This window comes from Kocuria sp. SM24M-10 (genome assembly GCF_001027955.1).
GTDB lineage: Bacteria > Actinomycetota > Actinomycetes > Actinomycetales > Micrococcaceae > Kocuria > Kocuria oceani.
The window spans coordinates 26,902-53,464 of record NZ_LDNX01000129.1 but is presented as its reverse complement, the minus strand read 5'-3'; the positions used below and the strand labels follow the sequence as shown (position 1 = coordinate 53,464).

The 26,563-nt window shown below is 73.9% G+C and carries 17 protein-coding genes; 9 read left to right on the top strand and 8 right to left on the bottom strand.

All coding sequences use genetic code 11. From position 1 onward, the window contains the following. Positions 1 to 16: 16 nt before the first annotated feature. The 6 genes from ABL57_RS15415 to ABL57_RS15390 all read right to left on the bottom strand — a co-directional run bounded on the left by ABL57_RS15415 (position 17) and on the right by ABL57_RS15390 (position 12,269). Positions 17 to 1,618 (bottom strand): FAD-dependent oxidoreductase, encoded by a 1,602-nt coding sequence (locus ABL57_RS15415; protein WP_238986084.1) that lies wholly within the window; start codon positions 1,616 to 1,618, stop codon positions 17 to 19. After that, on the bottom strand, positions 1,615 to 3,768 hold the full coding sequence (locus ABL57_RS15410; RefSeq protein WP_047804351.1) for a molybdopterin oxidoreductase family protein: 2,154 nt from the start codon (positions 3,766 to 3,768) through the stop codon (positions 1,615 to 1,617). Before ABL57_RS15410 ends, ABL57_RS15415 begins: the two co-directional genes overlap by 4 nt. Before the next feature lie 33 nt (positions 3,769 to 3,801). Next, positions 3,802 to 5,214 carry a nitrate/nitrite transporter gene (locus ABL57_RS15405; protein ID WP_053005017.1) on the bottom strand — a complete coding sequence of 471 codons (1,413 nt, stop codon included), beginning with the start codon at positions 5,212 to 5,214 and terminating at the stop codon, positions 3,802 to 3,804. Between the two features lie 424 nt (positions 5,215 to 5,638). Further along, positions 5,639 to 6,880: a heparan-alpha-glucosaminide N-acetyltransferase domain-containing protein gene (locus ABL57_RS15400; protein WP_082157485.1), complete on the bottom strand. Its 1,242-nt coding sequence runs from the start codon at positions 6,878 to 6,880 to the stop codon at positions 5,639 to 5,641. Beyond that, positions 6,877 to 10,944 (bottom strand): Pls/PosA family non-ribosomal peptide synthetase, encoded by a 4,068-nt coding sequence (locus ABL57_RS23420; protein ID WP_305728553.1) that lies wholly within the window; start codon positions 10,942 to 10,944, stop codon positions 6,877 to 6,879. The genes ABL57_RS15400 and ABL57_RS23420 overlap by 4 nt, the downstream gene beginning before the upstream one ends. Before the next feature lie 362 nt (positions 10,945 to 11,306). Beyond that, complete coding sequence (locus ABL57_RS15390) at positions 11,307 to 12,269, bottom strand: hypothetical protein (protein ID WP_053005015.1); 963 nt, start codon at positions 12,267 to 12,269, stop codon at positions 11,307 to 11,309. A gap of 157 nt (positions 12,270 to 12,426) precedes the next feature. Here ABL57_RS15390 and ABL57_RS15385 point away from each other — a divergent pair, with 157 nt between their 5' ends. Continuing rightward, positions 12,427 to 13,926: an amino acid permease gene (locus tag ABL57_RS15385; RefSeq protein ID WP_371212487.1), complete on the top strand. Its 1,500-nt coding sequence runs from the start codon at positions 12,427 to 12,429 to the stop codon at positions 13,924 to 13,926. Between the two features lie 235 nt (positions 13,927 to 14,161). Here ABL57_RS15385 and ABL57_RS15380 read toward each other — a convergent pair whose 3' ends face one another. Beyond that, positions 14,162 to 14,884 (bottom strand): sirohydrochlorin chelatase, encoded by a 723-nt coding sequence (locus tag ABL57_RS15380; protein WP_047804350.1) that lies wholly within the window; start codon positions 14,882 to 14,884, stop codon positions 14,162 to 14,164. Positions 14,885 to 15,036: 152 nt separating this feature from the next. Between ABL57_RS15380 and cobA the strand changes: the two genes are divergently transcribed. The 7 genes from cobA (at position 15,037) to ABL57_RS15345 (ending at position 22,005) form a co-directional block, all read left to right on the top strand. Then, entirely contained in the window at positions 15,037 to 16,059 is a 1,023-nt protein-coding gene (gene cobA / locus ABL57_RS15375) for a uroporphyrinogen-III C-methyltransferase (RefSeq protein WP_047804349.1), read from the top strand. After that, entirely contained in the window at positions 16,049 to 16,909 is an 861-nt protein-coding gene (locus ABL57_RS15370) for a uroporphyrinogen-III synthase (RefSeq protein ID WP_053005013.1), read from the top strand. The genes cobA and ABL57_RS15370 overlap by 11 nt, the downstream gene beginning before the upstream one ends. A gap of 377 nt (positions 16,910 to 17,286) precedes the next feature. After that, on the top strand, positions 17,287 to 17,940 hold the full coding sequence (gene deoC / locus ABL57_RS15365; protein ID WP_047804348.1) for a deoxyribose-phosphate aldolase: 654 nt from the start codon (positions 17,287 to 17,289) through the stop codon (positions 17,938 to 17,940). A gap of 195 nt (positions 17,941 to 18,135) precedes the next feature. Then, positions 18,136 to 19,035 carry an SDR family oxidoreductase gene (locus ABL57_RS15360; RefSeq protein WP_082157484.1) on the top strand — a complete coding sequence of 300 codons (900 nt, stop codon included), beginning with the start codon at positions 18,136 to 18,138 and terminating at the stop codon, positions 19,033 to 19,035. Positions 19,036 to 19,179: 144 nt separating this feature from the next. Continuing rightward, positions 19,180 to 20,736 (top strand): alpha/beta hydrolase fold domain-containing protein, encoded by a 1,557-nt coding sequence (locus ABL57_RS20865; protein ID WP_053005012.1) that lies wholly within the window; start codon positions 19,180 to 19,182, stop codon positions 20,734 to 20,736. Positions 20,737 to 20,921: 185 nt separating this feature from the next. Next, a complete protein-coding gene (locus ABL57_RS15350; protein WP_047804347.1) occupies positions 20,922 to 21,362 on the top strand; it encodes a hypothetical protein in 441 nt (146 codons plus the stop codon). 214 nt (positions 21,363 to 21,576) lie between these two features. Then, complete coding sequence (locus ABL57_RS15345) at positions 21,577 to 22,005, top strand: hypothetical protein (RefSeq protein WP_047804346.1); 429 nt, start codon at positions 21,577 to 21,579, stop codon at positions 22,003 to 22,005. A gap of 88 nt (positions 22,006 to 22,093) precedes the next feature. On the opposite strand, the gene mfd is transcribed toward ABL57_RS15345, so the two are convergent. Further along, the gene (gene mfd, locus ABL57_RS15340) at positions 22,094 to 25,816 is read right to left on the bottom strand and encodes a transcription-repair coupling factor (RefSeq protein ID WP_047804345.1); all 3,723 of its coding nucleotides are present in this window, start codon (positions 25,814 to 25,816) and stop codon (positions 22,094 to 22,096) included. A gap of 177 nt (positions 25,817 to 25,993) precedes the next feature. On the opposite strand from mfd, the gene ABL57_RS15335 reads away from it, so the two are divergent. Beyond that, entirely contained in the window at positions 25,994 to 26,491 is a 498-nt protein-coding gene (locus tag ABL57_RS15335) for a DUF2505 domain-containing protein (RefSeq protein ID WP_047804344.1), read from the top strand. Positions 26,492 to 26,563 lie beyond the last annotated feature (72 nt).

The following is a 26,563-nucleotide window of genomic DNA, read 5'->3' as shown; positions in this document are numbered from 1 at the left end:
GCGTCAGGCCGTGGCGTCAGGCCGGGGCCGGGGTGTGGGCGTCGATGATCCGGGCGACCGCGGCCTTGCAGCCGCCGCAGCCGGTGGCGGCCCGGGTGGCGCGGCCGACCGCCTCGACGGTGGCGGCGCCCTCGGCCACGGCGTCGGCGATGCGGCCCCTGCTCACACCCGCGCAGTGGCAGACCGTGGATTCGGGGGTCGTCGGACGCTCGCCGGCCCCGGCGTCGGGCCCGTCCAGGCGCAGCAGGACGCTCGGGTCCTCCGGCACGGCCTCGCCGCGGTCGTGGAGCAGCCCGATCTCCGCCGCGGCCCGGGGCAGCCCGAGCACGGTGTAGCCGGCGAGGGTCCGGTCCGGGCGCAGCACGAGCTGGGCGTAGGTCCCGGCCGACCCGTCGGCCCACTGCACCACGGACCCGCCGTCGGCCCGCGGCTCCCACGGCGCGCCCCCGGCCGCTCCGGCGCAGGCGAGCTCCACCTGGTGCGCCTTGAGCCGCACCGCCCCGGCGGGGCCCTCGGTCAGCGGCGCGAGCACGGTGGTCCCGCCCTCGGCCACGGCCTCCAGCTCGGCGCGCACGCGGGCGGCCAGCCACTCCGCCTGGCGCCACCCGGGGCCCACGAGCCCGGAGGGCCCCCTGCCGGCCCGGCCGGGGCAGACCTGGCAGGACGGGTCCGGGCACAGCACCTCGGCGCAGTCCCCGACGGCGAAGACGCGCTGCTCGACGTCGGCCTCCAGCTCGTGGTCCACCACGATGCCGCGGGCGGTGCGCAGACCGGCGCCCTCGGCGAGCTCGGTGCGGGGCGTGACCCCGACGGAGAGCAGCAGCAGCTCGCCGGGCACCTCGCGGCCGTCCTGCAGGAGCAGGCCGCGGAAGCCCCGGTCCTCGCCCAGGAGCACCTCGCGCGCCTGGGCGCCGGAGACCACCTCCACCCCGGCCTCGTCGAGCGCCCTCCCCAGCAGGGCTCCGCCGGCGGCGTCCAGGGACCGGGTCATCACCCACGGGGCGTAGTGGACGACCGTCACCGGGCAGCCGACCTCGCTCGCCGCGAGCGCGGCCTCGAGCCCGAGCACGCCCCCGCCCAGCACGACCACGCGGCCGCGGCGCTCGACGACGGCGCGCACGGACCGGGCGTCGCGCAGGTCCCGCAGCGCGGTGACGCCGGCGGGCAGGTGCCCATAGGCGTGCGGATCCGGGTTGAGCCCGCGCAGCACCGGCAGGTTGGGGCGGGCGCCGGTGGCCAGGACGAGGCGGTCGTAGCCCAGCCGCCCGGAGTCTCCGGTGGCCCGGTCGGTGACGTGCAGCAGCCGGCGGGCGCGGTCGATCCGGGTCACCTCCGTGCCGAGCAGGACGTCGATCCCGCTGCGCGCCAGGAGCTCCGGGTCGGCCAGCCGCATGGAGGCGAGCTCGGCCCGGCCCATCGCGTGCTCGCCCACGAGCACCCGGTTGTAGGCGGGCTCGGCCTCCCCGCCGATCACGGTCAGGCGGATGGTGCCCGCGGCGGCGAGGTCGGCGACGTCGTCGACGAACCGGGCGGCCACGGGGCCGAAGCCGATCACGACCACGTGCTCGCCGGGGCGCATCGGGGTGCCGGTCGAGCGGGTGGGACGGTGCGGGGTCATCGGGTGCTCTCCTGGGGGTCGATCGCCCGGACGGTGACCGAGCCGGCCTTGAACTCGGGCATGGACGAGACCGGGTCCACGGCGTCCGAGGACACGAGCCGGTTGGGGGTCCCGTCACCGGCGTAGTGGAAGGGCAGGAACACGGTGTCGGGGCGGATGTCGGTGCTCAGCCGGGCCAGGGCCACGGCACGGCCGCGGGCGCTGGTCAGCTCGACCGCCGCGCCGTCGCGGATGCCGAGGGCGGCCGCGGTCGCGGGGTGGATCTGCAGCCGGGACTCGGGGCGGGCCCCGAGCAGGGAGGACACCCGGCGGGTCTGGTTGCCGGACTGGTAGTGCTCCAGGTACCGCCCGGTGGTCAGGGTCAGCGTGCCGGGTCCGTGCAGCGGTTCCCGGCGGTGTGCTCGCGGGCTCGGGTCGACCGCCCGGCCGGCGGTGCGCGCCCGGACCGGGACCAGCCGGGCCCGGCCGTCGGGGTGGCCGAAGCGGTCGAGGAAGACCCGGGGCGTGCCGGTGGAGCTCCCCACCGGCCAGGGCCAGTAGCAGGCCTCGCCGGCGTCCAGGGCGGCCCAGCGGATCCCGGAGTAGTCGGCCGTTCCCCCGGCCGAGGCCCGGGCCAGCTCCGCGAAGACCTCCTGCGGGTGGGGGCTGAAGGCGCCCGGCGCCTCGAGCCGCCGGGCGAGCTCGGCCATGATCCACAGCTCGTCCCGGGTCCCGGGCGGCGGGTCCACCGCGCGGCGGCGGCGCAGCACCCGGCCCTCGAGGTTGGTCATGGTCCCCTCCTCCTCGGCCCACTGCGGCACGGGCAGGACGAGGTCGGCGTACTCGGCGGTCTCGGAGAGGAAGAGGTCGCAGACCACCAGGAAGTCCAGGGCCTGCAGCCCCCGGGTCACGGCGGCGGTGTCCGGGGCGCCGATCACCACGTTGGAGCCGTTGACCCACAGGCAGCGCACGCCGCCCTCGGTGCCGAGGGTGCTCAGCAGCCGGACCGCGGGGATCCCCGGGCCGGGCAGCTCCGCCGGGTCGACGCCCCACACCCCGGCCACGTGCGCCCGGGCGGCGGGGTCCGTGATCGAGCGGTAGCCGGGCAGCTGGTCGGCCTTCTGGCCGTGCTCGCGCCCGCCCTGGCCGTTGCCCTGGCCGGTGAGCGTGCCCCAGCCGGAGCCGGGACGACCGGGCAGCCCGAGCAGCAGGGCCAGGTTGATCGCCGCGGTCGCGGTGTCCGTGCCGTCCACGTGCTGCTCGACCCCGCGCCCGGTGAGCACGTAGGTGCCCCGCCGTTCTCGGGCCAGCCGGCGGGCGGCGCGGCGGAGCCGCTCCGCCGGGACACCGGTGACCTGCTCGACCCGCTCGGGCCACCACGCGCCGACGCTCGTGCGGAAGGCCTCGAGGCCGGTGGTGCGCCGCTCCAGGTAGTCCAGGTCGGCCAGGCCCTCGTGCAGCACCACGTGGGCGAGGCCCAGCAGCAGCACCAGGTCGGAGCCGGGGGTGGGCTGCAGTTGGATCCCGCCGTCGTCGTCGGTCATCCGGGCCGTGGCGGAGCGGCGGGGGTCCACCACGATCAGGCCGCCGCGCTCCCGGGCGTGCTCCAGGTGCTGGACGAACGGGGGCATGGTCTCGGCGGGGTTGCTGCCGAGCAGCAGCACGGTGTGGGCGTCGTCGAGGTCGGTCACCGGGAACGGCAGGCCGCGGTCGGCCCCCAGCGAGCGGTTGGCGGCCGCGGCGGCGGAGGACATGCAGAACCGGCCGTTGTAGTCGATCCGCGAGGTCCGCAGGGCCACCCGCGCGAACTTCCCCAGCTGGTAGGCCTTCTCGTTGGTCAGCCCGCCGCCGCCGAAGATCCCGACGCCGTCCCGGCCGTACCGGTCCTGGGCGGCGCGGAACTCCGCCGCCATCCGGTCCAGCGCCGCGTCCCAGGAGACCTCCCGGAACATCCCGTCCGGACCGCGCAGCAGCGGCGCGGTGAGCCGCGACGGGTGGGCCAGCAGCTCCGCCGACGTCCAGCCCTTCCGGCACATCCCTCCCCCGTTGACAGGGAACTGCCGGGCCCGCACCTCCGGGAAGCCCTGCGCGGCGGCGGCCGCGGAGTCCGTGTCGAGGGTCATGGCGCACTGCAGCGCGCAGTAGGGGCAGTGGGTGGCCGTGGTGCTCATGCGGGGGTTCCTTCCGGGAGGGCGGGGGCCGGCTCAGATGTGGCTGTCGCCCATCTCCGTGCCCGGGCGCAGATAGCAGGCCCAGGTCACCGCCAGGGCCACCACGTAGAACGCGACGAAGCCGTAGAACGCGGCGCTGTAGGCCCCGGTGGTGGTGTTCGAGAGGTTCAGCGCCTGCGGGATCAGGAACCCGCCGTACGCGCCGACCGCCCCGATCAGCCCCAGGGCGGCCGAGGCCTTGCGCTCGGTGGAGACCGCGGCGTCCTGCTGCCGGCGCAGCCCCAGCACCCGGTAGATCGAGGGGATCATCCGGTAGGTGGAGCCGTTGCCCATGCCGGCCGCGGTGAACAGCAGCAGGAACAGGCCCAGGAACAGCCAGAAGTCGGCCAGCGGCAGGGTGAGCACCACGGCCAGGGCGAGCAGCGCCATGACCGCGAACACTCCCACCGTCACCGGCGCGCCGCCGAAGCGGTCCGCGAGCCGCCCGCCGTAGGGGCGGGAGACGGACCCCACCAGCGGCCCGAGGAACGCCAGGGACAGCGCCGCCGCGCCCACGGTGAAGGAGGAGAAGCCGGGGAAGGTGTCCGCGATGAGCTTGGGGAACACGCTGGAGAAGCCGATGAAGGACCCGAAGGTGCCCACGTAGAGGAAGGACATTACCCAGAAGTGCGGCTCCCGCACCGTGGCCAGGGACCCCGCCACGTCGCCCTTGGCGTGGGAGAGGTTGTGCATGTACCTCCGCGCGCCCCACGCGGCGAAGAGGATGAACGGCACCCACAGCCACCCCGCGACCGAGAGTCCGGTGGCCCCGAGGGCGACGAGCGAGACGGCGATCGGGACGACCAGCTGCGCCACGGCCGTGCCGAGGTTGCCGCCGGCCGCGTTGAGCCCCAGCGCCCAGCCCTTCTCCCGCACCGGGTAGAAGAAGGTGATGTTGGCCATCGAGGACGCGAAGTTGCCGCCGCCGAAGCCGGCCGTGGCCGCCAGCAGCAGCATGACCGCGAACGGGGTGCCGGGGTTGCCGACCGCCAGCGCCAGGCCCACGGTGGGGACCAGCAGCAGCAGGGCCGAGACGATCGTCCAGTTCCGGCCGCCGAACCGGCCGACCATGAAGGTGTACGGGATCCGCAGCGTGGCCCCCACCAGCGAGGGGATGGAGATCAGCCAGAAGATCTGCGAGTCGCTGAAGGGAAAGCCCGCGCCCGGCAGGAACACGACCGTGATGGCCCACAGCTGCCAGACGGCGAAGCCCAGGAACTCCGCGAGGATCGACCACGTGAGGTTGGTGCGGGCGATCGGGCGGCCGGTGCTCTCCCAGAACGCGGGGTCCTCGGGGCGGTAGCCGTCCAGCCAGCGGCCGGGCCGCTCGCGCAGCGCCAGCGGGGGCACCGGCGCGGACGGCCGTGCCGCCGTCGGGGACGGGTCGGGGTGCAGCTCTGAACTCACGGGGACCTCCTGGCGGGGCGGATGCGGTGCACGGCGGCGTGCGATGCCCCCACCGTAGGAATCCCGTGTTTCGCCCCCCGACGGCAGGAGTAACGCCTCGGTGCAATTCCGCTCACAGCACGGGGATCACCCCTGTGAGCCCCCGGTGCGCGCCCCGTCGAGCGCAGAGTCCCCCATCAATCAGTGACTGACCGGCGCCCCGACCCCCCTGAGATGGCCCGCGCCGAGCGCCGGGTCTCCCGGGTGGCCCACGCCAGGCATCGAGTCCCCCAGCAACCAGCAACTAACTGGCGCCCCCGACTCCCCCACATCGCCCGTGCCAAGCACCGAGTCCCCCATGTGCTCGCAATTCCCCCCGATCGATCCGGGGGAATTGCGAGCACATGGGGGACTCGGTGGTCAGGTGGGGGGCTCGGGGGCTTCCTCAGCGGCTCGATTCCGCCGGGGGGCGGGCCGCCACCCTGCGGGTGATGCCCTTGGAGACGCGGGCCACGAGCTTCTCGAGCGGGCCCTGGCCCACCGCCCGCTGCCAGGCCACGGCCAGCAGTCCGAAGACCACCAGCTGCATCCAGAACCAGAACCCGGGCGCGAGGTCGTAGACCCCCGTGGCCAGGAACAGCAGGTGCAGCGTGTACAGGGTGAAGGTCATGGACCCGGCGGCCGCCAGCGGTGTGAGGGCCTTGCCGATCAGCCGGGCCAGCAGCAGGAAGGCGCCGAGCGCGAAGACGGCCATGCCCAGGCTGACGAACAGCGCCGCAGGGGTGTTGCTGTGCGGGGCCGGAACGGTCAGCCACCACAGGGTGGTGGTCGGCAGGGACGGCTCGGGGCCGAAGACCAGGATGGAGTCGATCTGCTCCTCGGACATCCAGGGGGTGGCGGACCAGATCCGCTCGTAGACCCCGAAGACCAGCAGCGCCACCATGGACACCGTCCAGGCGAGCAGGGCGGTGGCCGCGCCCACGCCCACCAGCCACAGCTGCACCTTCCGGCTGGTGAGGTTCATCCGCCCCAGGGCCAGGCCGGCGAGCAGGTAGCTCATGTACGGCAGGGCCGGGTAGGTGCCGGTGAGCAGCAGCTGGGACAGGACGGTGACCGGCTCGGTGACCAGGTTCCACAGCGTGGGGTTGCCGTAGACGTGGGCGGGCAGCACCTCCAGGGACCACTGCATGAGGAACGGGGAGAGCACGGCGAACAGTACCGAGGCCGCCAGCAGGTGGCGGATCCGCAGGCCCAGGAACGGAATGGCCAGCAGGAAGAACATCCCGTAGTAGATGAGGATGTTGTTCACCGGCGGGGCCACGAACCCGACGAGGAAGCCGACGAGGGCGATCACCGCGGCGCGGCCCACGAGTCCGGCCCGGTCCCCGGCCAGCCGCCGGCCCTCGTGCGGGGTGCGGCCGCCGGAGAGGAAGGCCAGGCTCACCCCGGCCAGGGTGGCGAACAGCGCCGCCGAGTGCCCGGCGAACAGGGACCAGCTCAGCGAGGCCCGCCCGGCCTCCTCGTCCCAGACCGGCATGGTGTGCACGGCGACCATGCCCAGCAGCGCGAAGCCGCGGGCGGCGTCCACGCCGACCAGCCGGCGCTTGGTGCGCCGCCCGGCGGGGCCGGGGACGTTGAGCACCGCGGTGCCCCCGCCCCGGGTGGTGGTGGGGTCGGCGGCGCTCACCGGTTCGATCCCCCGCCGCCCACGAGTTCGCCGGCCGGGACGTGCAGCGGCCGGATCGGGTTTCCGCCCCAGGTGCTGCCGGCGGGCACGGTCTCCTGGGCCATCACCAGGGAGCCGGGGCCCACGGTCGCCCCGGCCTCCACGGTGCTGCCCGGGAGGACGAAGCTGTTCGGACCCAGCGTGGACCCTGCCTCCATGGACACCGGCTGCAGCCGCATGATGCGGTCGTGGAACAGGTGCGTCTGGAGCACGGTGCCGCGGTTCACGGACACGCCGCGGCCGAGGTGGACCAGGTCGAACTCCGGCAGCCACCAGGTCTCGCACCACACGCCGCGCTCGATCCGCGCGCCCATCAGCCGCGCCCACACGTTGAACACCGGGGAGCCCACGGCCAGGCGGATCAGCCCGGGCACCGCCAGCGACTCGGCGAAGGTGTCGGCGAGCTCGTTGCGCCACACGAAGGAGCTGAACAGCGGGCGCTCGCCCTCGCGGAAGCGGCCCATGAGCGCCCACTTGACCATCACGGGCACCAGCGCGGCCAGCACGCCGGCGGCGAGCACCACGGGCGTGGCCCACAGCAAGGCCGAGACGATGCCGTCGAGGCCGCCCCCGGCGCGCATGTAGACGGTGGTCAGGACGTAGACGATGGCCAGGTCGATCCACGCGGTGACCATGAACGGCACGGCCCGCAGGGACTCCACGAGGGTTCGCGCCACGAGCAGCCGCCGGCGCGGCCGGTAGGTGACGTCCTCGTCGGCGGCGTCGCTGACCCGGCTGATCGGCTCGGGCATCCGGCCCAGCCAGGAGGTGCCGGCCTCGGCGTGCTCCGGGGCGGAGGAGAGCACGGCGATCAGGGAGTCCGCCGGGACGTCGCGCTCGGGGCCCACGATCCCGGAGTTGCCCACGAAGGAGCGCTCCCCCACGGTCGAGCGGCCCACGTGCACCCAGCCGAAGCCGGTGCGCGCGGAGCTGACCAGGGAGTGGTCGGCCATGAAGGAGCCGGACTCGAAGGTGGTCAGGTGCGGGAGGGTCTCCACGGTGGAGATCTCCACCTGGTGGCCCACACGGGCGCCCAGCAGCCGCAGGAAGAACGGCGTGGCGATCGAGGCGTAGACCGGATAGGTCGACACGAGGCTCTTCTGCAGCAGCACACCGGTCAGCCACACGGCCCAGGCCGCGGTCCCGTCGGCGCGGTGGTGACCGGGGGTGATCAGCCCGGCGAGCAGGCGCACCACGGCCACGAGCAGCGCGAGGTAGACGAGGGCCGTGAGCACGGCGAAGACCGGCACCCACAGGGCCAGGACCGGGAAGACGCGCTCGTAGAGCTCGATGCCCTGGACCTGGGTGAACACGATCAGGGCGCCGGGGACCACGGCGAGCACGGGCAGGAGCCCGACGGTGCCGAGCCCCAGGGCGTAGAGCAGCCCGTTGCGGAACCCGTGGGCGTGCCCGGGGGCCGGCTCCGGCCAGCTCGCGCCGGCGGGGCCGAGGTCCTCGAGCGGGGAGCCGCCCTGCAGCCGCCCGGCGGGGACGGTGCCGGTGACGTGGGAGCCGGGGTCGACCTCCGCGCCGTCCTCGACCACCGCGCCGGGGCTGAGCAGCGTGCGGGTGCCGATCCGGGCGTGCGCGCCCACGGTGACGCCGTCGAGGTGGAGGACGTCGCCCTCGAGCCAGTAGCCGGAGAGGTCGACCTCGTGCTCCACGGCCGCGCCGTCGCCGATCGAGGCGAGCCCGCTGACCGGCGGCAGGGTGTCGAGGTGGGCGCCGCGGCCCACCCGGTTGCCGAGCAGGCGGAAGAACAGCACCATCACGGGGGTGCCCATGAGGGGTTCGAACTTGTTGAAGATCAGCACCCGCTCGGCCATCCAGACCCGCAGGTGGGTCCAGGAGCCGCGGGCGTGGGCGCCGGGGCGCAGCCGGAAGGTGAGCAGCCGGATGAACAGGGCGGTGAGCACCAGGCGGCCGGGCAGGGCGAAGAGCACCAGCCAGCCGACCACGAGCGGCAGCAGCGGCGGGTTCGGCACCCAGGTGGCGCCGAGCAGGTTGAACAGCAGCCACACCACGATCGCGGAGCCCAGCACGTAGCGCAGCCCGGAGACGGCGTAGAGGCCCGCCAGGAAGGGGATCTGCACGAGCCCGTTCCAGCGCGGGGTGTCGGCCACCTGCCGGGTGCGCGCGGCGTCCTGGGCCGCGACGTCGACGGGGGCGAGCCCGGCGAGGTACTCGTGCATGCCGGTGAGGGTGGGGTGGCGGTAGATCTCCGCGATCTCCGCGTCCGGGTAGCTGCGGCGGATCTCGGAGACCAGCTTGGCCACGGCCACGGACGTGCCGCCGAGGGCGAAGAAGTCGCTGTCCTCGTCGATGGGCAGCGGGCCCAGCTGATCGGCCCAGAGGGCGGCGAGCCACTCGAGCTCGGCGTCCACCGGGGAGCCGACGGCGTCCGCGCCGGCGTTCGGCAGCGGCCAGGGCAGGGCCTTGCGGTCCACCTTGCCGGAGGTCTTCAGCGGCAGCTCGTCCATCAGCGCCAGCGCGGGCACCATCTGGCCGGGGAGGCGGTCGGCGAGCAGGCTGCGGGCCTCCGGGAGGTCCACCGAGCCCGGGGTGTCGGCCACCAGGTAGCCGACCAGGATCTGGTTGCCGGCGGGGGTGGTGTGCACCGCCGCGGCGCCGGCCTGCACGCCGGGCAGCCGGCTCATCTGCTCGTCGATCTCGCCCATCTCCACGCGGCGGCCGGAGATCTTGACCTGGTCGTCGGCGCGGCCCACGAAGACGATGCCCTCGGGGTCGGCGCGCACCACGTCACCGGAGCGGTAGGCCCGCTCCCAGCCCAGGGTGTCCATCGGCGCGAACTTCTCGGCGTCCTTGGCGGGGTCCAGGTAGCGGCCCAGCCCCACGCCGCCGATGATCAGCTCGCCCTCCTCGCCCCAGCGCACGGGGTTGCCGGCGGGGTCGACGACGGCGAGCTCCCACCCGGGCAGCGGCAGGCCGATGCGCACGGGCGGCTCACCGGTGAGCACGGCGCCGGTGGCGATGACCGTGGCCTCGGTGGGCCCGTAGGTGTTCCAGACCTCGCGGCCGGGGTGGACCAGGCGGGCGGCCAGCTCGTTGGGGCAGGCCTCGCCGCCGAAGATCAGCAGGCGGATCCGGCTCAGCGCCTCGGCCGGCCACATGGAGGCCAGGGTGGGCACCGTGGAGACGGCGGTGATCCCCCGCTCGACCAGCCAGGGACCCAGATCGGTGCCCGAGCGCACGACCGCGCGCGGAGCCGGGACCAGGGCGGCGCCGGAGCGCCAGGCCAGCCACATCTCCTCGCACGAGGCGTCGAAGGCCACCGAGAGCCCCGCCATGACCCGGTCGCCCGGGCTCAGCGGGCGCCGGGGCAGGTACAGCTCGGCCTCGGCGTCCACGAGGGCGGCGGCGGAGCGGTGGTTGATCGCCACGCCCTTGGGCTTGCCGGTGGAGCCGGAGGTGAAGATGATCCAGGCGTCGTCGCCCGTGCCGGGCTCACGGCAGTCCGCTCCGGGGCGGACGCCGGTGCGGGTCTCCAGGGCCAGGCCGGCGCCGTAGACGGCGCACACCGAGGCCTCCTCCCACACCGTGGCCGCGCGCTCGTCCGGGTCGTCGAAGTCCACCGGCACGTAGGCGGCCCCGGCGAAGATGGTGCCGAGGATCGCGACGTAGAGGTCCACGGACCCGGAGGGCACGCGGATGCCCACCCGGTCCCCGCGCCCGATGTCGAGGTCCCACAGGCGCTGGGCCTGCGCCTCGACGCGCTCGAGGAACTCGGCGTAGCTGAGCACCGTGGTCCCGTCGTCGACCGCCGTGGCGTCGGGGTGCCGGGCGACGGTGTCCATGACGACGTCCACCAGGGTGCGGGCCGCCGGGGCGGACGCGACCGGGAAGACGGCGCGGCCCGGGACCTGCGGCAGCGACTGCGTGTGCAGGGCCGGGTCGAGCAGCTCGGCGTCCTCCTGCGGGTCGTGGTCCGGGTTCCGGTCCTCGAGCAGGTGCCGGCCGCCCCCCGAGCGGGTCGAGCCGCTGCGCATGGTCGAGCGCACTGTCATTGATGTCCCCCATCGACGGTCACGCCGCTGCGGGTCTGGCAGCGGCTGTGTCGGCGGGACGCATGAACCCACCGGGCCGGTGGTGTCGGTGTGGAAGGCGCTCCGGGAGCGGGGCGCCGGGTCGGCGCACCGCGAAAGAGTCGTTGTCTCGGCTCGATGCCCCCGCACCGGCCTTCCCCCTGCGTCGGTCCCCGCCGACATATTTCTTCTCCATCACACCGTACGGGCGGTCATATGCTATTGCAAGCCGATGAGGAGGCTGTGCCCTGTCCGTGCTCGCCCAGCCCCGCCCCCGGCCGCGTCGTTGCAGGCCATACCGGGATTTGGGAGAGATGGATCACATGCCCGGCCGCACGCCCGGCTCACTCCTCGGCCGCGGCGAGGACCTCGCCGAGCACCCGCGCCTCGGGCAGCTCGAAGTGGTCGACGCCCTCCCGGTAACGCACGCTGGTCCGCCGGTACCCGGCGTCCTCGTAGTGGGCGTGGCCGGCGGCCGCCGCCGAGAGCGCGTCGAACGGGGCCCTCGGGTCGGAGCCGTCGTCGTCGAGGCCCACGTCCCAGTGCAGCAGCAGGTTCTCGAGCTGCTCCTCCGTGGGCCGGGAGGAGCCCGTGGCCGGGTCCCCCCCGCCGCCGGTGAGCACCGCCCCGCCGCCCTGCAGGAAGTCCACGCGGTCGGCGAGCAGCTCGTAGCTGATGAACTCCGCCCCGCCGGAGTAGCCGTGCAGCCAGGTGCGGGAGCGGTCGACGTCGTAGACGGGGAAGATCTCCTGCTCGGCCAGGGCCAGGAACCACTCGGCGTTGCCGTCGAGGTCCTCCCACCACGTGGGCTCGCCCTGCCGGTCCGGGGTGCGGGGTGCCACGAGCACCGCGTTGTGGCTGCGCGCCACCTCCGCGAGGCAGGAGACCTTGTGCTGGGGGTTGTGGAACTCGTAGGCACCGTCGCCGTGGAGGCGGAAGACCACCCCGACCGGCCGGCTCCAGTCCACGCCGTCGGCGAAGACGTGGTAGCTGCTGGTCACCCCGTCGTGCTCGAAGGCCACGTTCATCCGGTCGGACGGCCCCTCCTGCAGGCGCACGCCCCCGGAGAGCACCGGCCCGTCGCTCAGCGGCCCCCGCTCGCCGCGGGGCGCGACGCTCACGCCCTCCAGTCCGTAGGGGGCGCAGGAGATCTCCTCCTCGGCCGTCGGCGCAGGGTCCCACGCCCAGCGGGCCCCGAGCGTGGCGGCGAGCAGGAGGAGGGCGGAACCGGTGAGAAGGGCCACAACGGCCACCCAGCGGGACGGGTGGCGTGTGCCCTGCTGCCCCGGTCCGGTCTGCGATTCCACCCGCCCATCGTACGGGGACGCCCTGTGGCGCGGCTCCGCGCCGATTTCCCCTCTGCAATCTCTGCACCCATAATCGGCCAGGACCGTTCGGGGGGACGGCGCCACCGAACCTCCTCCTGCCGTGATCCGTCCACCGCACCAGAGGAGAAGATTCCGCGTGACCACCACCGCACGCCCTCGGGCCGAGCAGAGCGCGCCTGCGACCCAGGCGCAGCTGCAGTCCCAGGAGAAGCTGCGCCGCAGCCTCAAACCGCGCCACCTGACCATGATCGCGCTGGGCGGGGCCATCGGCACCGGCCTGTTCGTGGCCTCGGGCAACACCATCGCCACCGCCGGCCCGGGCGGGGCGCTGCTGGCCTACGTCGTGATCGGCTTCATGGTCTTCCTGCTGATGCAGAGCCTGGGCGAGATGGCCACGTACCTGCCGGTCTCCGGCGCGTTCGAGGAGTACTCCACCCGCTTCGTCAGCCCGTCCTTCGGCTTCGCCATCGGCTGGAACTACTGGTACAACTGGGCGATCACCGTGGCCGCCGAGCTCGTGGCCGCCGCGCTCATCATGCGCTACTGGCTGCCGGACGTCCCGTCCTGGATCTGGTCCGGGGCGTTCCTGCTCATCCTGTTCCTGCTCAACGCCCTGAGCACCCGCGCCTACGGCGAGAGCGAGTTCTGGTTCTCCCTGGTGAAGGTCGTCACCGTGGTGATCTTCCTGGTGCTGGGCATCCTGATGATCGTGGGCATCCTGGGCGGCGAGTCCCCCGGGTTCGAGAACTGGACCACCGGCGAGGCGCCCTTCGTGGGCGGCGGGCTGGGCATCCTGGCGATCTTCATGGTGGCCGGCTTCTCCTTCCAGGGCACCGAACTCGTCGGCGTGGCCGCCGGTGAGGCGGAGGACCCCGAGAAGAACGTGCCCAAGGCCATCCGGACCGTGTTCGTGCGCATCCTGCTCTTCTACGTGGGCGCGATCACCGTGATCGGCTTCCTCATCCCGCACACCAGCCCCAACCTGCTCACCAGCGACGTCGAGGACATCTCCATCTCCCCGTTCACCCTGGTGTTCGAGAACGCCGGCGTGCTGGCGGCCGCCTCGGTGATGAACGCGGTGATCCTCACCGCCATCCTCTCCGCCGGCAACTCCGGGCTCTACGCCTCCACCCGCATGCTCTGGGCCCTGGCCGACGGCGGCAAGGCGCCGCGCTTCCTGGCCAAGGTCAACCGCCGCGGCGTGCCCATGAACGCGCTGCTCGCCACCACCCTGGTGGGCGGGGCGTCCTTCCTCACCACCTTCATCGGGGACGGGGACGCCTACGTCTGGCTGGTCAGCGCCTCGGGCCTGGCCGGGTTCATCGTGTGGATGGGCATCGCCTGGAGCCACTACCGGTTCCGCAGGGCCTACACCGCCCAGGGCCACGACCTGGCGGACCTGCCCTACCGGGCGCGGTTCTTCCCGCTGGGCCCCGTGATCGCGCTCGCGCTGTGCGCCGTGGTGATCCTGGGGCAGAACTACCAGGCCTTCCTTGGCGAGGTGGACCTGACGGCCGCCCTCACCGCCTACATCGGCCTGCCGCTGTTCCTGGCCCTGTGGTTCGGCCACAAACTGGTCACCGGCTCGAAGATGGTCCGCTACGAGGACGCGGACCTCACGCGCGTCCGGGACTGACCCGCCTCCCGCCGCGTCCCCCACGCCGCGGCACTCCACCCGCGCGTCGAGTCCCCCACATCGAGGCACTCCATCCGCCGAGTCCCCATGAGCTCGCAAGTCCCCCCGTCCGATCGGGGGGACTTGCGAGCTCATGGGGGACTCGGCGCATCCAGAGGGGACTCGGCACATGCAGAGGGAACTCGGCGCATCCAGGAGGACTCACGCGGGCGCCCGGGTTCGGCGAGTGCGGGGGTCAGGACACCGAGCGGTAGCGGGAGACCACCACGTCCACGAGCTCGGGCGGGACCTCCCCCTCCGGCACGGCCAGGGGCTCGGTGTCCACGTCCGCCCCGGCGGCGCGCGAGAGGTCCAGGAAGTAGCCGGGGGCCAGCAGGTAGTTGGCGACGACGACGCGGCCCCCGTCCGCCAGGCCGGCCCGGGCGGACGCCACCGCCTCGGCCACGCGGGGGCGGGCGGCGGCCAGGTAGGACACGGCCACCGGACGCGCCAGCTCCTCGCCCAGCAGCTCCGCCACCGCGGCGCAGTCGGCCACCGCCCGGCGGTCCGAGGAGCCGGCGGTGGCCAGCACCACGGCGTCGGCCTCCCCCAGCGGGGCTCGGGCGGACGCGCAGGCCTCGTGCACCCGGCGGGCCAGCAGCCGGGCCAGCGCCCGGTCCGGACCCAGGGCGCCGGAGACCCGGTGGAGCACGTCTGCGGCCACCGCCTCGGCCACGTCCACGTAGACGTGGTAGCCGGCCGAGAGCAGCAGCGGGACCACCACGGCCGGGCGCCCGGCGTACTCCTCGGTGCGGGCGGCCAGGTCCGGGGTCTGCACGTCGACCCAGGTGGGAACCACCTCGGTCCCGGGCAGCTCGGCGGCGACGGCGTCCACCAGGCGGGACACGGCCGCGCGCCCGGCCGGGGACCGGGTGCCGTGGGCGCAGGCCAGCAGGACGGGGGCATCGGAGGTGCTCATGCGCCCAGCCTAGAAGCGCCGGGCCGCACGAGCAGGTGCCGTCACAGTACGTCACACAGCAACCAGGCTGTAACACGGATGCCCCACTCTGGTAGGGGCGCGACCATGGCATGCGTGCTTCCCCGATCCCCGCTCTCCCCCTGGAGGACCCCATGCTCCTGACCGCCGACCTCGCCGACGTGCCGGTGCTCGTCCTCGGGGACCCGCACGAGGCCCGCCGCGCCCATCGGCGCTACGCCGCGGCCGGCGCCGACGTCCGCGCCGTGGCCGAGCCGGGCCTCCTCTCCGCCGCCGACGTGGCCGGGGCCGCCCTGGCCGTGGTCGTGGGCCCCGCCCCCGGGCGCTGGCGGGACGCGCTGCGCCGGACCGGGGCCCGCGTGCCGGTGGTGCAGGAGCCGGCGGCCCGCGCCGGCGGCCGGGTGAGCCTGGTCGGCGGCGGCCCGGGCGCCGAGGACCTGCTCACGGTGCGCGCCGTGAGCGCGCTCCAGGACGCCGACGTGGTCTTCGTGGACCGCCTGGCCCCCGCCGGCGCCGTGGCCGCCGCGGCCCCCGGCGCCGAGATCGTCCCGGTGGGCAAGACCCCGGGCCACCACCCGGTGCCGCAGTCCCGGATCCAGGAGCTCATGGTCGAGCACGCCCTGGCCGGGCGGTCCGTGGTGCGCCTCAAGGGCGGGGACCCCTACGTCTTCGGCCGCGGCGGCGAGGAGCTCGCCGCGTGCGCCGTCCACGGCATCCCGGTGGACGTGGTCCCCGGGATCACCAGCGCGGTCTCCGTGCCCGGGGCCGCCGGGATCCCGGTGACCTTCCGCGAGGTCTCGCGGATGTTCACGGTCGCCTCCGGCCACGTCCCCTTCTCCGGCGCCGAGCTGACCCACTTCGCCGGGCTCGGCGCCGCTGGCGGCACCCTCGTGGTGCTCATGGGCGTGGCCACCCTGCCCCACCTCGTGGCCGGCCTCGTGCGCTCCGGGGCGGACCCGGCCACGCCGCTGGCCGTGGTCGAGCGCGGCTTCACCGACCGACAGCGCTCCACCGTCAGCACGCTCGCGCACGCGGTCGAGGACACCGCGGCGGCCGGCTGCGGCTCGCCCGCCGTCGTCGTCATCGGGCCCGTGGTCCGCCTGGCGACCGCGGAGCGGGACGCGTTCCTCGCCGAGGTGACCGCCCATGGCTGCTGAGCAGCTGCCCCTGGCCGGGCGCGTGGTGGGCGTCACCGCGCACCGGCGCTCCGAGGACCAGATCGCCGCGCTCGAGCGCCGCGGCGCCCGGGTGATCCATGCCCCGGCGCTGAAGGTGGAGCCGGTCGGCGAGGACGCGGGGCTCGCGGCGTCCTCCCGGGCGATGTTCGACGCCCGTCCGGACCTGGTGCTGCTGACCACCGGCTACGGGCTGCGCCGCTGGCACGACGCCGCCGAGGCGCAGGGCTTCGACGCCGACCTGCTGCTGTGCCTGCGCGAGGCCGCCGTGTACGTGCGCGGGCCCAAGGGCCGCGGGGCGGTGCGCGGGCTGGGCCTGGAGGACGCGGGCATGTCCGCCGACGAGACCACCGAGGGGCTGGTGGACCTCGTGCTCGCCGAGCACGGCGGGGACCTCGCCGGGCGCACGATCGGGCTGCAGCTGCACGGCATCGCCGACGTCGTCCAGCGCCGCCGGCTCACCGACGCCGGCGCCAAGGTGCTGACCGTGACCCCCTACCGCTGGGCCTCCGCCGACGACGCCGGACAGGTGCCGGTGCTGGTGCGCGAGGCCGCCGCCGGGCGGGTGGACGCCGTGACCTTCACCGCCGCCCCGGCCGTGGACGCCCTGTTCAGCACCGCCGAGGAGATCGGGCTGCACGAGGAGCTGCTGGGCGCCTTCCGGCGGGGCATGCTCGCCGCGACCGTCGGGCCCGTCACCGCCGCCCCGCTGCTGGAGCTGGGCATCGAGCCGCTCGTGCCAGAGCGGTTCCGGATGGGCGCGATGCTCAAGCAGCTTACGGACGCCCTCGCCGCCCCGGGCGCCGCCGGCCGGGAGCCGGACCGGGCCTGACCACTCCGCGAGCGCGGTGGAAGCGGCGGCGCTCCGACCGGGCGACGAGTGACGGGGAGTGGTCCGCGCGGACGTCGTCGTTCCCGTGCGCCCGGACAGCACCGGGCGGGATGGCCTCCCCGGGATTGGACGGCGGCGGGGGCGCGCCGGCACGGGGGAAAGGGGTGTGCCGACGCGCCCCTGCGACCGTTCAGCCGCTCGGGGCCACGGGCGTTTCCGGTGGTGAGCCGGCTCGACCGTGTCCCGATTCTATCAGGATGCATCGGATTAGCGAACGTTTTCCTGAGGTAATTGTCGGGTCCACGTCGACCGGCACGGGCGCCGGCGGGGCGCCCGGTAGGCTGGGCGCGACCCGTCCGACCGTCGAAAGGCCGCCCGTGACCACCCCCCAGCTCGCCTCCTACATCGACCACACGCTGCTCAAGCCGGAGGCGTCGCGGGAGCAGATCGCCACCCTGTGCGCGGAGGCCAAGCAGTACGGCTTCGCCTCGGTGTGCACCAACCCCCTGTGGGCCGGATTCGTGCGCGAGCAGCTCGCGGGCAGCGACGTGCTCACCTGCGTGGTCGTCGGCTTCCCGCTGGGCGCCTCGGCCACGGAGGTCAAGGCCTTCGAGACCGCCGCCGCCGTGGCCGCCGGCGCGCAGGAGATCGACATGGTCATCGACATCGCCGCCGCCCGCGCCGGCGAGCGCGAGTCCCTGGAGCGGGACATCGCCGCGGTCGCCGAGGCCGCCCACGCGGGCGGGGCGGCGCTGAAGGTGATCATCGAGACCTGCCTGCTGACCGACGAGCAGAAGGTCCTCGCCTGTCAGGCCGCCGTGGCCGCCGGTGCGGACTTCGTGAAGACCTCCACCGGCTTCTCGACCGCGGGCGCCACCGTGGCGGACGTCCGGCTGATGCGCGAGACCGTCGGCCCGGACATCGGCGTCAAGGCCTCCGGCGGCATCCGCACCCGCGAGGACGCCCTCGCGATGATCGAGGCCGGCGCCTCCCGGATCGGCGCCAGCAGCGGTCCCGCGCTCGTCGACTGAGACCCGACGACGGCGCTCCCCGCACCCGCACCCGCGGGCCGGCGCCGCCCGCGTGGTCTGCCCGGGCGGCCTGCGGCGCCTCGGACCGATCTGGGCATCGACTGGGCATCCGATGCTGCTCGTTGACACTTCCACGAGAAGGTGCCAGCGTGGATAGCAAGCAATCTGATGATCCAGTCGACGGAAGGACGTCCCATGGCCGACCAGTACACGATGCAGGATCCGACCACCCAGTACCCGGGCCCGGACGAGAGCTTCGAGCAGCAGCAGGAGGGTCCGGGCCTGCAGCAGGAGATGGCGCCGAAGCCGGACTCCGGGGAGTCCAGCTACCGCGGCTCCGGCCGGCTGGAGGGCCGCAGGGCGGTGGTGACCGGGGCGGACTCCGGGATCGGCCGGGCCACCGCGATCGCCTACGCCCGGGAGGGCGCCGACGTGGTGCTGTCCTACCTGCCCGCCGAGGAGGCCGACGCCCGGGAGGTCGTGGAGCTCGTCGAGCAGGCCGGGCGCCGGGCGGTGGCCGTGCCGGGGGACGTGACCGACAAGGCCTACTGCGAGCAGCTGATCGCCACCGCCGTGGCCGAGCTGGGCGGGATCGACATCCTGGCCAACATCGCCGGCAAGCAGCAGCACTGCCCGGACATCCTTCAGCTGTCCGACGAGCAGTTCGACGAGACCTACAAGACCAACGTGTACGCGATGTTCTGGCTGTGCAAGGCCGCGGTCCCGCACCTGCCCCCGGGCTCGGCGATCATCAACACCTCCTCGATCCAGGGCTACCAGCCGGCCCCGATCCTGCTGGACTACGCCTCCACGAAGTACGCGATCAACGGCTTCAGCAAGTCCCTGGCCGCCCAGCTGGCACCCAAGGGCATCCGGGTCAACGTGGTCGCCCCGGGCCCGGTCTGGACCCCGCTGCAGGTCGTGGGCGGCCAGCCGCAGGAGAAGCTGCCCGAGTTCGGCGCCTCCGAGGCCCCGATGGGCCGTCCCGGGCAACCGGCCGAGATGGCCCCGGCCTACGTGTTCCTGGCCTCCCAGGAGTCCAGCTACGTCAGCGGCGAGACCCTGGCCGCGACCGGCGGGATGCCCACCCCCTGATCCACCCGGGCCGGGCGGCGCGCGGACGGACCCGTCCACCGCGTGCCACCCGCCCGCCCCCTTGTGCTGACCGGCCCGCGCCCGGGGACCGACCCCCGTGCCGTGCGGCCCCACCTTTCCACGACCCTGTGAGGAGACCTGCCCATGGCTCTGTCCTATCCCACCCAGCCCGGTGACATCGACCACCTGATCGCCGACGACCACGCGATCGTCGAGCGCCAGTTCCAGCACCTGGAGGCCGGCCGCGGCGACCGCCGCACCCTCGTGGACCAGATCAGCTTCGAGCTGTCCCTGCACGCCTTCGCCGAGGAGACGGTGATGTACCCGATCTGGCGCGAGCTCGGCATGGACGAGTTCGACGACGACGCCCGCGAGGAGCACGGCGACATCAAGGAGCTGCTGGTCACCCTGGGGAAGACCGAGCCCGGGGAGGCGGAGTTCGAGGCCGCCCTGTCCGAGCTGATCTCCGTGACCCGCCACCACGTGGAGGACGAGGAGCAGGAGGAGCTGCCCGCCTTCCGCGCCAAGGTCGGCGCGGACCGGATGGGCGAGCTGGGCCAGAAGTTCCTGGCCGCCAAGCGCCAGGCACCGCCGGCGCCCCACCCCCACGCCCCGGACGAGGGCCGGATCGAGAAGCTGGTGGGAGCGGCGGCCAAGCCGGTCGACGCCGCCAAGGCCGCGGTGTCCGGGAAGAAGAAGCGCCTGGCCACGGACGCGTCCGGCCTGCTGGACCCGCAGGCCCAGGCGATCGTCGACGCCCACTCCTCCCTCGGCCCCCAGCCCTTCGAGATCCTCGAGCCCGGCCAGGCGCGCAAGCAGCCCGGCCCGGACGACGCGGTCAAGAAGGTCATGGAGGAGAAGGGGCTGGAGGGACCCGAGCCCGTCGGCTCGGTCACCGACCTGAAGATCCCCGACGCGGCCGGCGGCGAGCAGACCCTGCGCGTCTACACCCCGGCCGAGCCCGGCGAGGGCCCGCTGCCGATCATCATGTGGATCCACGGCGGCGGCTGGGTGCTCTTCGACATCGACACCTACGATGCCTCCTGCCGAGGACTGACCAACAAGACCGGCGCGATCGTCGTCTCCCCCGACTACCGCCGCGCCCCCGAGGCCGTGTTCCCCGCCTCCCACGACGACGTGCTCGCCGCCTGGCGCTGGACCGCGGCCAACGCCGCCCAGATGGGCGGGGACCCGTCCCGGATGGCGATCGGCGGGGAGTCGGTCGGCGGGAACATGGCCCCGGCCACCTGCCTCCAGCTCGCCGAGGCCGGGGAACCGCTGCCGGCCGCCCAGGTGTGCGTCTACCCGCTGACCACCCCCGAGCAGTTCGGGGAGTCCATGGAGGACGCCGCCGACGGCCGCCCGCTCAACCGCGCCCTGCTGTCCTGGATGGCGATGCACGCCTTCGAAGGGGTCCCCGAGGCCGCCCAGGACCCCCGGATCGACCTGCTGAACTGGCCCCGGGAGACCCTCGCGCTGATGCCCCCCACGCTCGTGATCACCGACGAGCGCGACGTCCTGCGCAGCCAGGGCCAGCAGTTCGCGGCGAACCTCGAGGCCGCCGGAGTGCCCACCACGCTCAGCCACTACGAGGGCGTGATGCACGAGTTCTTCGGCGCCTCCGCGGTCCTGGACAAGGCCGAGGCCGCGCAGCAGGAGGCCGCCGCGCACCTCACCGCGGCCCTGCCCACCGCAGGCTGAGGCCGCCCGTTCCGACGGCACCGCCGCGCACCGCCCCGGCCCGCCCCGAACCACCGTGTTCCGGGCGGGCCGGGTCGCGCCCGGTGGCGGGACCCGCCGGCCGGCGAGGACGGACTAGACTGACCGCGAACGCTTCCGCGGCCCTCGCGACTCGGCCGCCCTGCACCACGAGAAGGGGAACCACCATGGCCGACCGGGCCCACTCGTCCACCAGCACCTCCACGGCTGCCCCGACCGGCGGGCGCAGCAGCGGCAGCGTGACGCGCTCGCACTCGGGCCAGGGCCGGACCCTGAACAACCTGCTGTTCTTCGCGGCCTGCATGATCATCATGCTGGGCAGCTTCTGGGCCTTCGCCAGCTACCCCAACAGCCCGCTCATCTGGTTCGTCGGCCTGGGCCTCTACGCCCTGGCCCTGCTCATCCCGGTGGGCATCCTGCAGAACAGCACCGGCAAGAAGGCCCTCGGCGGGCGCACCCTCCTCATGGACGTCCCCCCGACCACCGAGGTCCCCGGCGAGGAACCCACCGCGCAGCGCTTCGACGACGGCCCCCGGAACATCGACACCCGGGACGCCCAGGTCCGCGCCGAGCACAAGGACGACGCCCTCGGCCGGGCCACCCAGTAGCCCCTGCAGGACCCGCCGACCGGCGACCCTGCGATCGACGGACGGCCCCCTCCCGCACCGGGAGGGGGCCGTCCGTCGTCGTGCGCCGGTGCAAGGCCGTCCGTCGCACGGAACGGGTGCGCGGGGTGTCGGGGCGACGCACTAGACTGGACGCTGACGCCTCCGCGGCCCTTCGGAACTCGGCCGCGCCTCCACCGCCTGAAGGGGAACATCCATGGCCAACCGAGCCGCTTCGTCCACCAGCATCTCCACGGACGCCTCGACCGGCCGCACCGCCGTGCGCTCGCACTCGGGCCAGGGCCGGACCCTGAACAACCTGCTGTTCTTCGCGGCCTGCATGATCATCATGCTGGGCAGCTTCTGGGCCTTCGCCAGCTACCCCAACAGCCCGCTCATCTGGTTCGTCGGCCTCGGCCTCTACGCCCTGGCCCTGCTCATCCCGGTGGGCATCCTGCAGAACAGCACCGGCAAGAAGGCCCTCGGCGGGCGCACCCTGCTCATGGACGTCCCCCCGACCACCGAGGTCCCCGGCGAGCAGCCCACCGCCGCCGAGTTCGGCCAGGGCCCCCGGGACATCCGTGAGCGCGACGCCCGCACCGCCGCCGTCCACCACGGCGACAAGTTCGGCAAGGCGGTCGAGTAGTTCTCCCCACCCCGGTACGTCGTCGGCCCCCTCCCGCACGGGAGGGGGCCGATGTCGTACTGCGGGCCGGTGCGCGGGGCGGGCCCGCTCAGGCGGTGGCGGGCTCCCTGGCGAAGACGGCCTCGACCACGCCGCGCGCCCACTCGAGGATCTCGCGGTCCACGAGGTCCTTGCCGCCGATCCGGGCGGTCTTCGGCTTGGGGATCAGCACCTGGGCGGTGTCCGTGCCGGGCACGGTCTTCACCTGCGCCCCGGGGTAGAGGCGGGTCAGGCGCATCTGCCGCGACTCGGGCAGCTCCGCCGGGGCGAAGCGGACCATGTTGCCCTGGGCGGCGACGTCGGTGAGCCCGGCCGCGCGGGCGGTCACCCGGAACCGGGCGACCTCCAGCAGGTTCTGCACCGGCTCGGGGACCTCGCCGTAGCGGTCCACGAGCTCGTCGGCGACCTCCTGGATCGCCTCCTCGGTGGCCGCGTTGGCGAGGTTGCGGTAGGCCTCCAGGCGCAGCGGCTCCCCCGGGACGTACTCGTGCGGCAGGTAGGCGTTGACCGGCAGCTCGATCTTCATCTCGGTGGGCCGCTCGTCCTCCTCGCCGCGGTACTCCGCGACGGCCTCGCCCACGAGCCGCAGGTACATGTCGAAGCCCACCCCGGCGATGTGCCCGGACTGCTCCCCGCCCAGCAGGTTGCCGGCCCCGCGGATCTCGAGGTCCTTGACGGCCAGCTGCATGCCGGCGCCGAGCTCGTTGTGCGCGGCGACGGCCTTGAGCCGCTCCAGCGCCGTCTCGGAGAGCGGCTTCTCGGCCTGGTAGAGGAAGTAGGCGTAGGCCCGCTCGCGGCCGCGTCCCACGCGCCCGCGCAGCTGGTGCAGCTGGGAGAGGCCGTAGCGGTCGGCGCCGTCGACGATGAGGGTGTTGGCGTTGGCGATGTCCAGGCCGGTCTCCACGATGGTGGTGCAGACCAGGACGTCGAACTTCTTCTCCCAGAAGTCCACGATGATCTGCTCCAGCCGGGACTCGGACATCTGCCCGTGGGCCACCGCGATCCGCGCCTCGGGCACGAGCTCGGCGATCTCCTTGGCCTTGCGCTCGATCGAGGACACCCGGTTGTGGATGTAGAAGACCTGGCCCTCGCGCATCAGCTCGCGGCGCACCGCCGCGGAGACCTGCTTGTCCGTGTAGGCGCCCACGTAGGTGAGCACCGGGTGGCGCTCCTCCGGCGGGGTGGCCAGGGTGGAGGTCTCCCGGATCCCGGTCAGCGACATCTCGAGGGTGCGCGGGATGGGCGTCGCGGACATCGCCAGGACGTCCACGTTGGTGCGCATCGCCTTGAGCTTCTCCTTGTGCTCCACCCCGAAGCGCTGCTCCTCGTCGATGACCACCAGGCCGAGGTCCTTGAACTGGACCTCCTTGGACAGCAGCCGGTGGGTGCCGATCACCACGTCGATCGAGCCGTCCTTGAGCCCGGCGAGCGTCTCCTTCGTCTCCTTGGCGGTCTGGAACCGGGAGAGGGCGGCCAGGTGCACCGGGAACCCGGAGAAGCGCTCGGTGAAGGTCTCGGCGTGCTGCTGGGCCAGCAGCGTGGTGGGCACGAGCACCGCCACCTGCTTGCCGTCCTGCACGGCCTTGAACGCGGCGCGCACCGCGACCTCGGTCTTGCCGTAGCCCACGTCCCCGGAGATCAGCCGGTCCATGGGGACCTCCCGCTGCATGTCCGCCTTGACCTCGTCGATCGTGGTCAGCTGGTCGGGGGTCTCGATGTACGGGAAGGCCTCCTCCAGCTCGCGCTGCCACGGGGTGTCCTCGCCGAAGGCGTGGCCGCGGGAGGCCATCCGGGCGGAGTAGAGCCGGATGAGCTCGTTGGCGATGTCCTTGACGGCCTTCTTGGCCGCGCGCTTGGTCTTGTTCCAGTCCGCCCCGCCCATCTTGGACAGGCTGGGGGTCTCCCCGCCCACGTAGTTGGTGACCTGGTCGAGCTGGTCGGTGGGCACGAACAGCCGGTCCTTCGGGCCGTTGCGCTTGGACGCGGCGTACTCCAGCACCAGGTACTCGCGCACGGGCTTGGGCTGGCCCGGCTTCGTCATCGCCCCGGCGATGGGCCGCTGGATGAGCTCCACGAACTGGCCCACGCCGTGCTGCTCGTGCACCACGAAGTCCCCCGGGGACAGCGCGAGCGGGTCCACGGCGTTGCGCTTGCGCCGCACGGGCAGCTTGCGCATGTCCTTGGTGGTGTACGGGCTGGCCTTGCCCAGCAGGTCGGCCTCGGTGAGCAGCACGATCCGCGGGCCGTCGAGGGCGAAGCCCTTGCCGGCCACCGCGGTGGTCAGCTCCACGACCCCGGGCTGCGGCGGCTCCTCCAGCGACTCGCGGCGGGCGGCGGGGATGCCGGCGTCGTGCAGCAGCTCCGCGATCCGCGCCAGCGGGCCGGGGCCCTCGGTGACGGCGACGACGCGCCAGCCGTCGGCCACCCGCCCGCTCAGGAACTCCAGCATGGCCTCGACGTCGCCGTGGAAGCCCAGCGGGTCGCGGGCGGCCACGGTGAGGGTGTCGGCGTCGGAGTCGAGCAGGGCGATGTCCTCCGCGGCGGTGTCCGCGTCCACGTCCTGCCCGGCCACGGCGTTGACGTTCAGCGCGGTGACCGCCCACCAGCCGAGCCCGGCGCCGAGGGCGGTGGAGCGGGCCTCGGCCAGGGTCTGGAAGGACCCGGAGGACAGGGTGCGGCCGCCGTCGTCGCCGGTGGGCAGGGCGTGCTCGGCGGAGCCGATGTCGATGGGCGCCGAGAGCCCGTCGGAGGCGGAGTCCCAGGCGGCCAGGAGGAACTCCTCGTTGGTGGCCACGAGGTCGTGCGCCCGGGCCCGGACCTTCTCCGGCTCCATCACCACCACCAGGGAGCCCGGCGGCAGCAGGGAGAGCATCGGGACCATGCCGTCCACCAGCAGCGGGGCCAGGGACTCCATGCCCTCCACGTAGATCCCGCCGGCGATCCGCTCGAGCATCGACTCGGCGCCGGGCAGGGCGTTGCGCAGCGCCGCGGCCCGGGACATTACGGACGGGGTGATGAGCACCTCGCGGCAGGGCGGGGCCACGAGCCGGTCGGGGTGGTCCGTGCCGGTGAGGGTGCGCTGATCCGCCACGGCGAACCAGCGCAGCTCGTCCACCTCGTCGCCGAAGAACTCGATCCGCACCGGGTGGTCCTCCACCGGGGAGAAGACGTCGATGATTCCGCCGCGCACGGCGAACTCCCCACGGCGGGTCACCATGTCCACCCGGGCGTAGGCGGCCTGGGCCAGGGCGGTGACGGCGGCGTCGAAGTCCAGCTCCTCCCCGCGGGCGAAGCGCACCGGGGTCATCTCCCCCAGGCCCTCGACGACGGGCTGGAGCACGGAGCGGACCGGGGCGGTGAGCACCTGCAGCGGGCGCTCGGGGTCGTGGCCGGCCAGCCGGCGCAGCACGTCCAGGCGGCGGCCCACGGTGTCCGAGCGGGGCGAGAGCCGCTCGTGCGGCAGCGTCTCCCAGGCCGGGAACTCGGCGATCCCCGCGGTGGGCAGATAGGCGCCCAGGGCCGCGGCGAGGTCCTCGGACTCGCGGCCGGTGGCGGTGACCGCCAGCAGCACCGGCGCCCGGCCGTCGGCGGCACCGCCGGAGGCGTCGTCGAGGGCCCCGCGCAGCTGGGCGGTGATCACCGGGCGCATTCCGTCCGGGGCGCTGATCACGGTCTCGGGGCTGCGCTCCCCCGGCGGGAAGGCAACCTGGGTGCGGAGGTTGGCGAAGGAGCGCTCCGCCCCGAGGGCGGCGAGCAGTCCGGACAAGGTCATGAGTGAGCTGTCTCCTGGGACGCTGAGGAAGGTGCTGGCAGAGCACAGGGGCTGTGGAAGCCAACGTTCGCGCCTCCCAGCTTACTCCCGGGCCCGGACACCTGCCCCGGGTACGGCACCGCGGGCCCGCCTACGATGGGTCCAGCACCCTCACCCGCACCCCACCCAGGAGTTCCCATGGCCGTCACCGCCTCCACCACCGTCCCCGCCCCCGTCGAGCAGGTCGTGGTCACCTTCACCGACGAGGAGTTCATCCGGCACGTCACCCACCGCGCCGGCGCCACCCTGGAGTCCGTCGACGTGGCCGGGGACGTCGAAGCCAAGTTCTCCGTGACCACCGTGCGCGCCATGCCCGCGGACCGCCTGCCCGAGATGGCCCGGAAGTTCGTCGGCTCCTCGGTGCGCCTGACCCAGGTGGACAGCTACGCCAGCCCGGACGCCGAGGGCGTGCGCGTGGTCAGCACCGAGATCTCGGTGGCCGCGCTGCCGGTCTCCGGCTCCGCCACCCAGACCCTCACCCCGCAGGGCGAGGCCACCGAGGTGCACGTGCACTGCGTGGTCCAGGCCAACATCCCGTTCGTGGGCAAGAAGGTGGCCGAGGCGGCCGAACCGTTCATCGGCAAGGCCCTCTCCCTGCAGTCCCGGGAGGCCGAGGCCTGGCTCGCGGACCGCTGACCCGCCCCGTGTCACGGAGCCGCCGGGTCGACCCGGCCGCCCGGCGTGCTCCGTGGCGGCCGTAAACTGGCC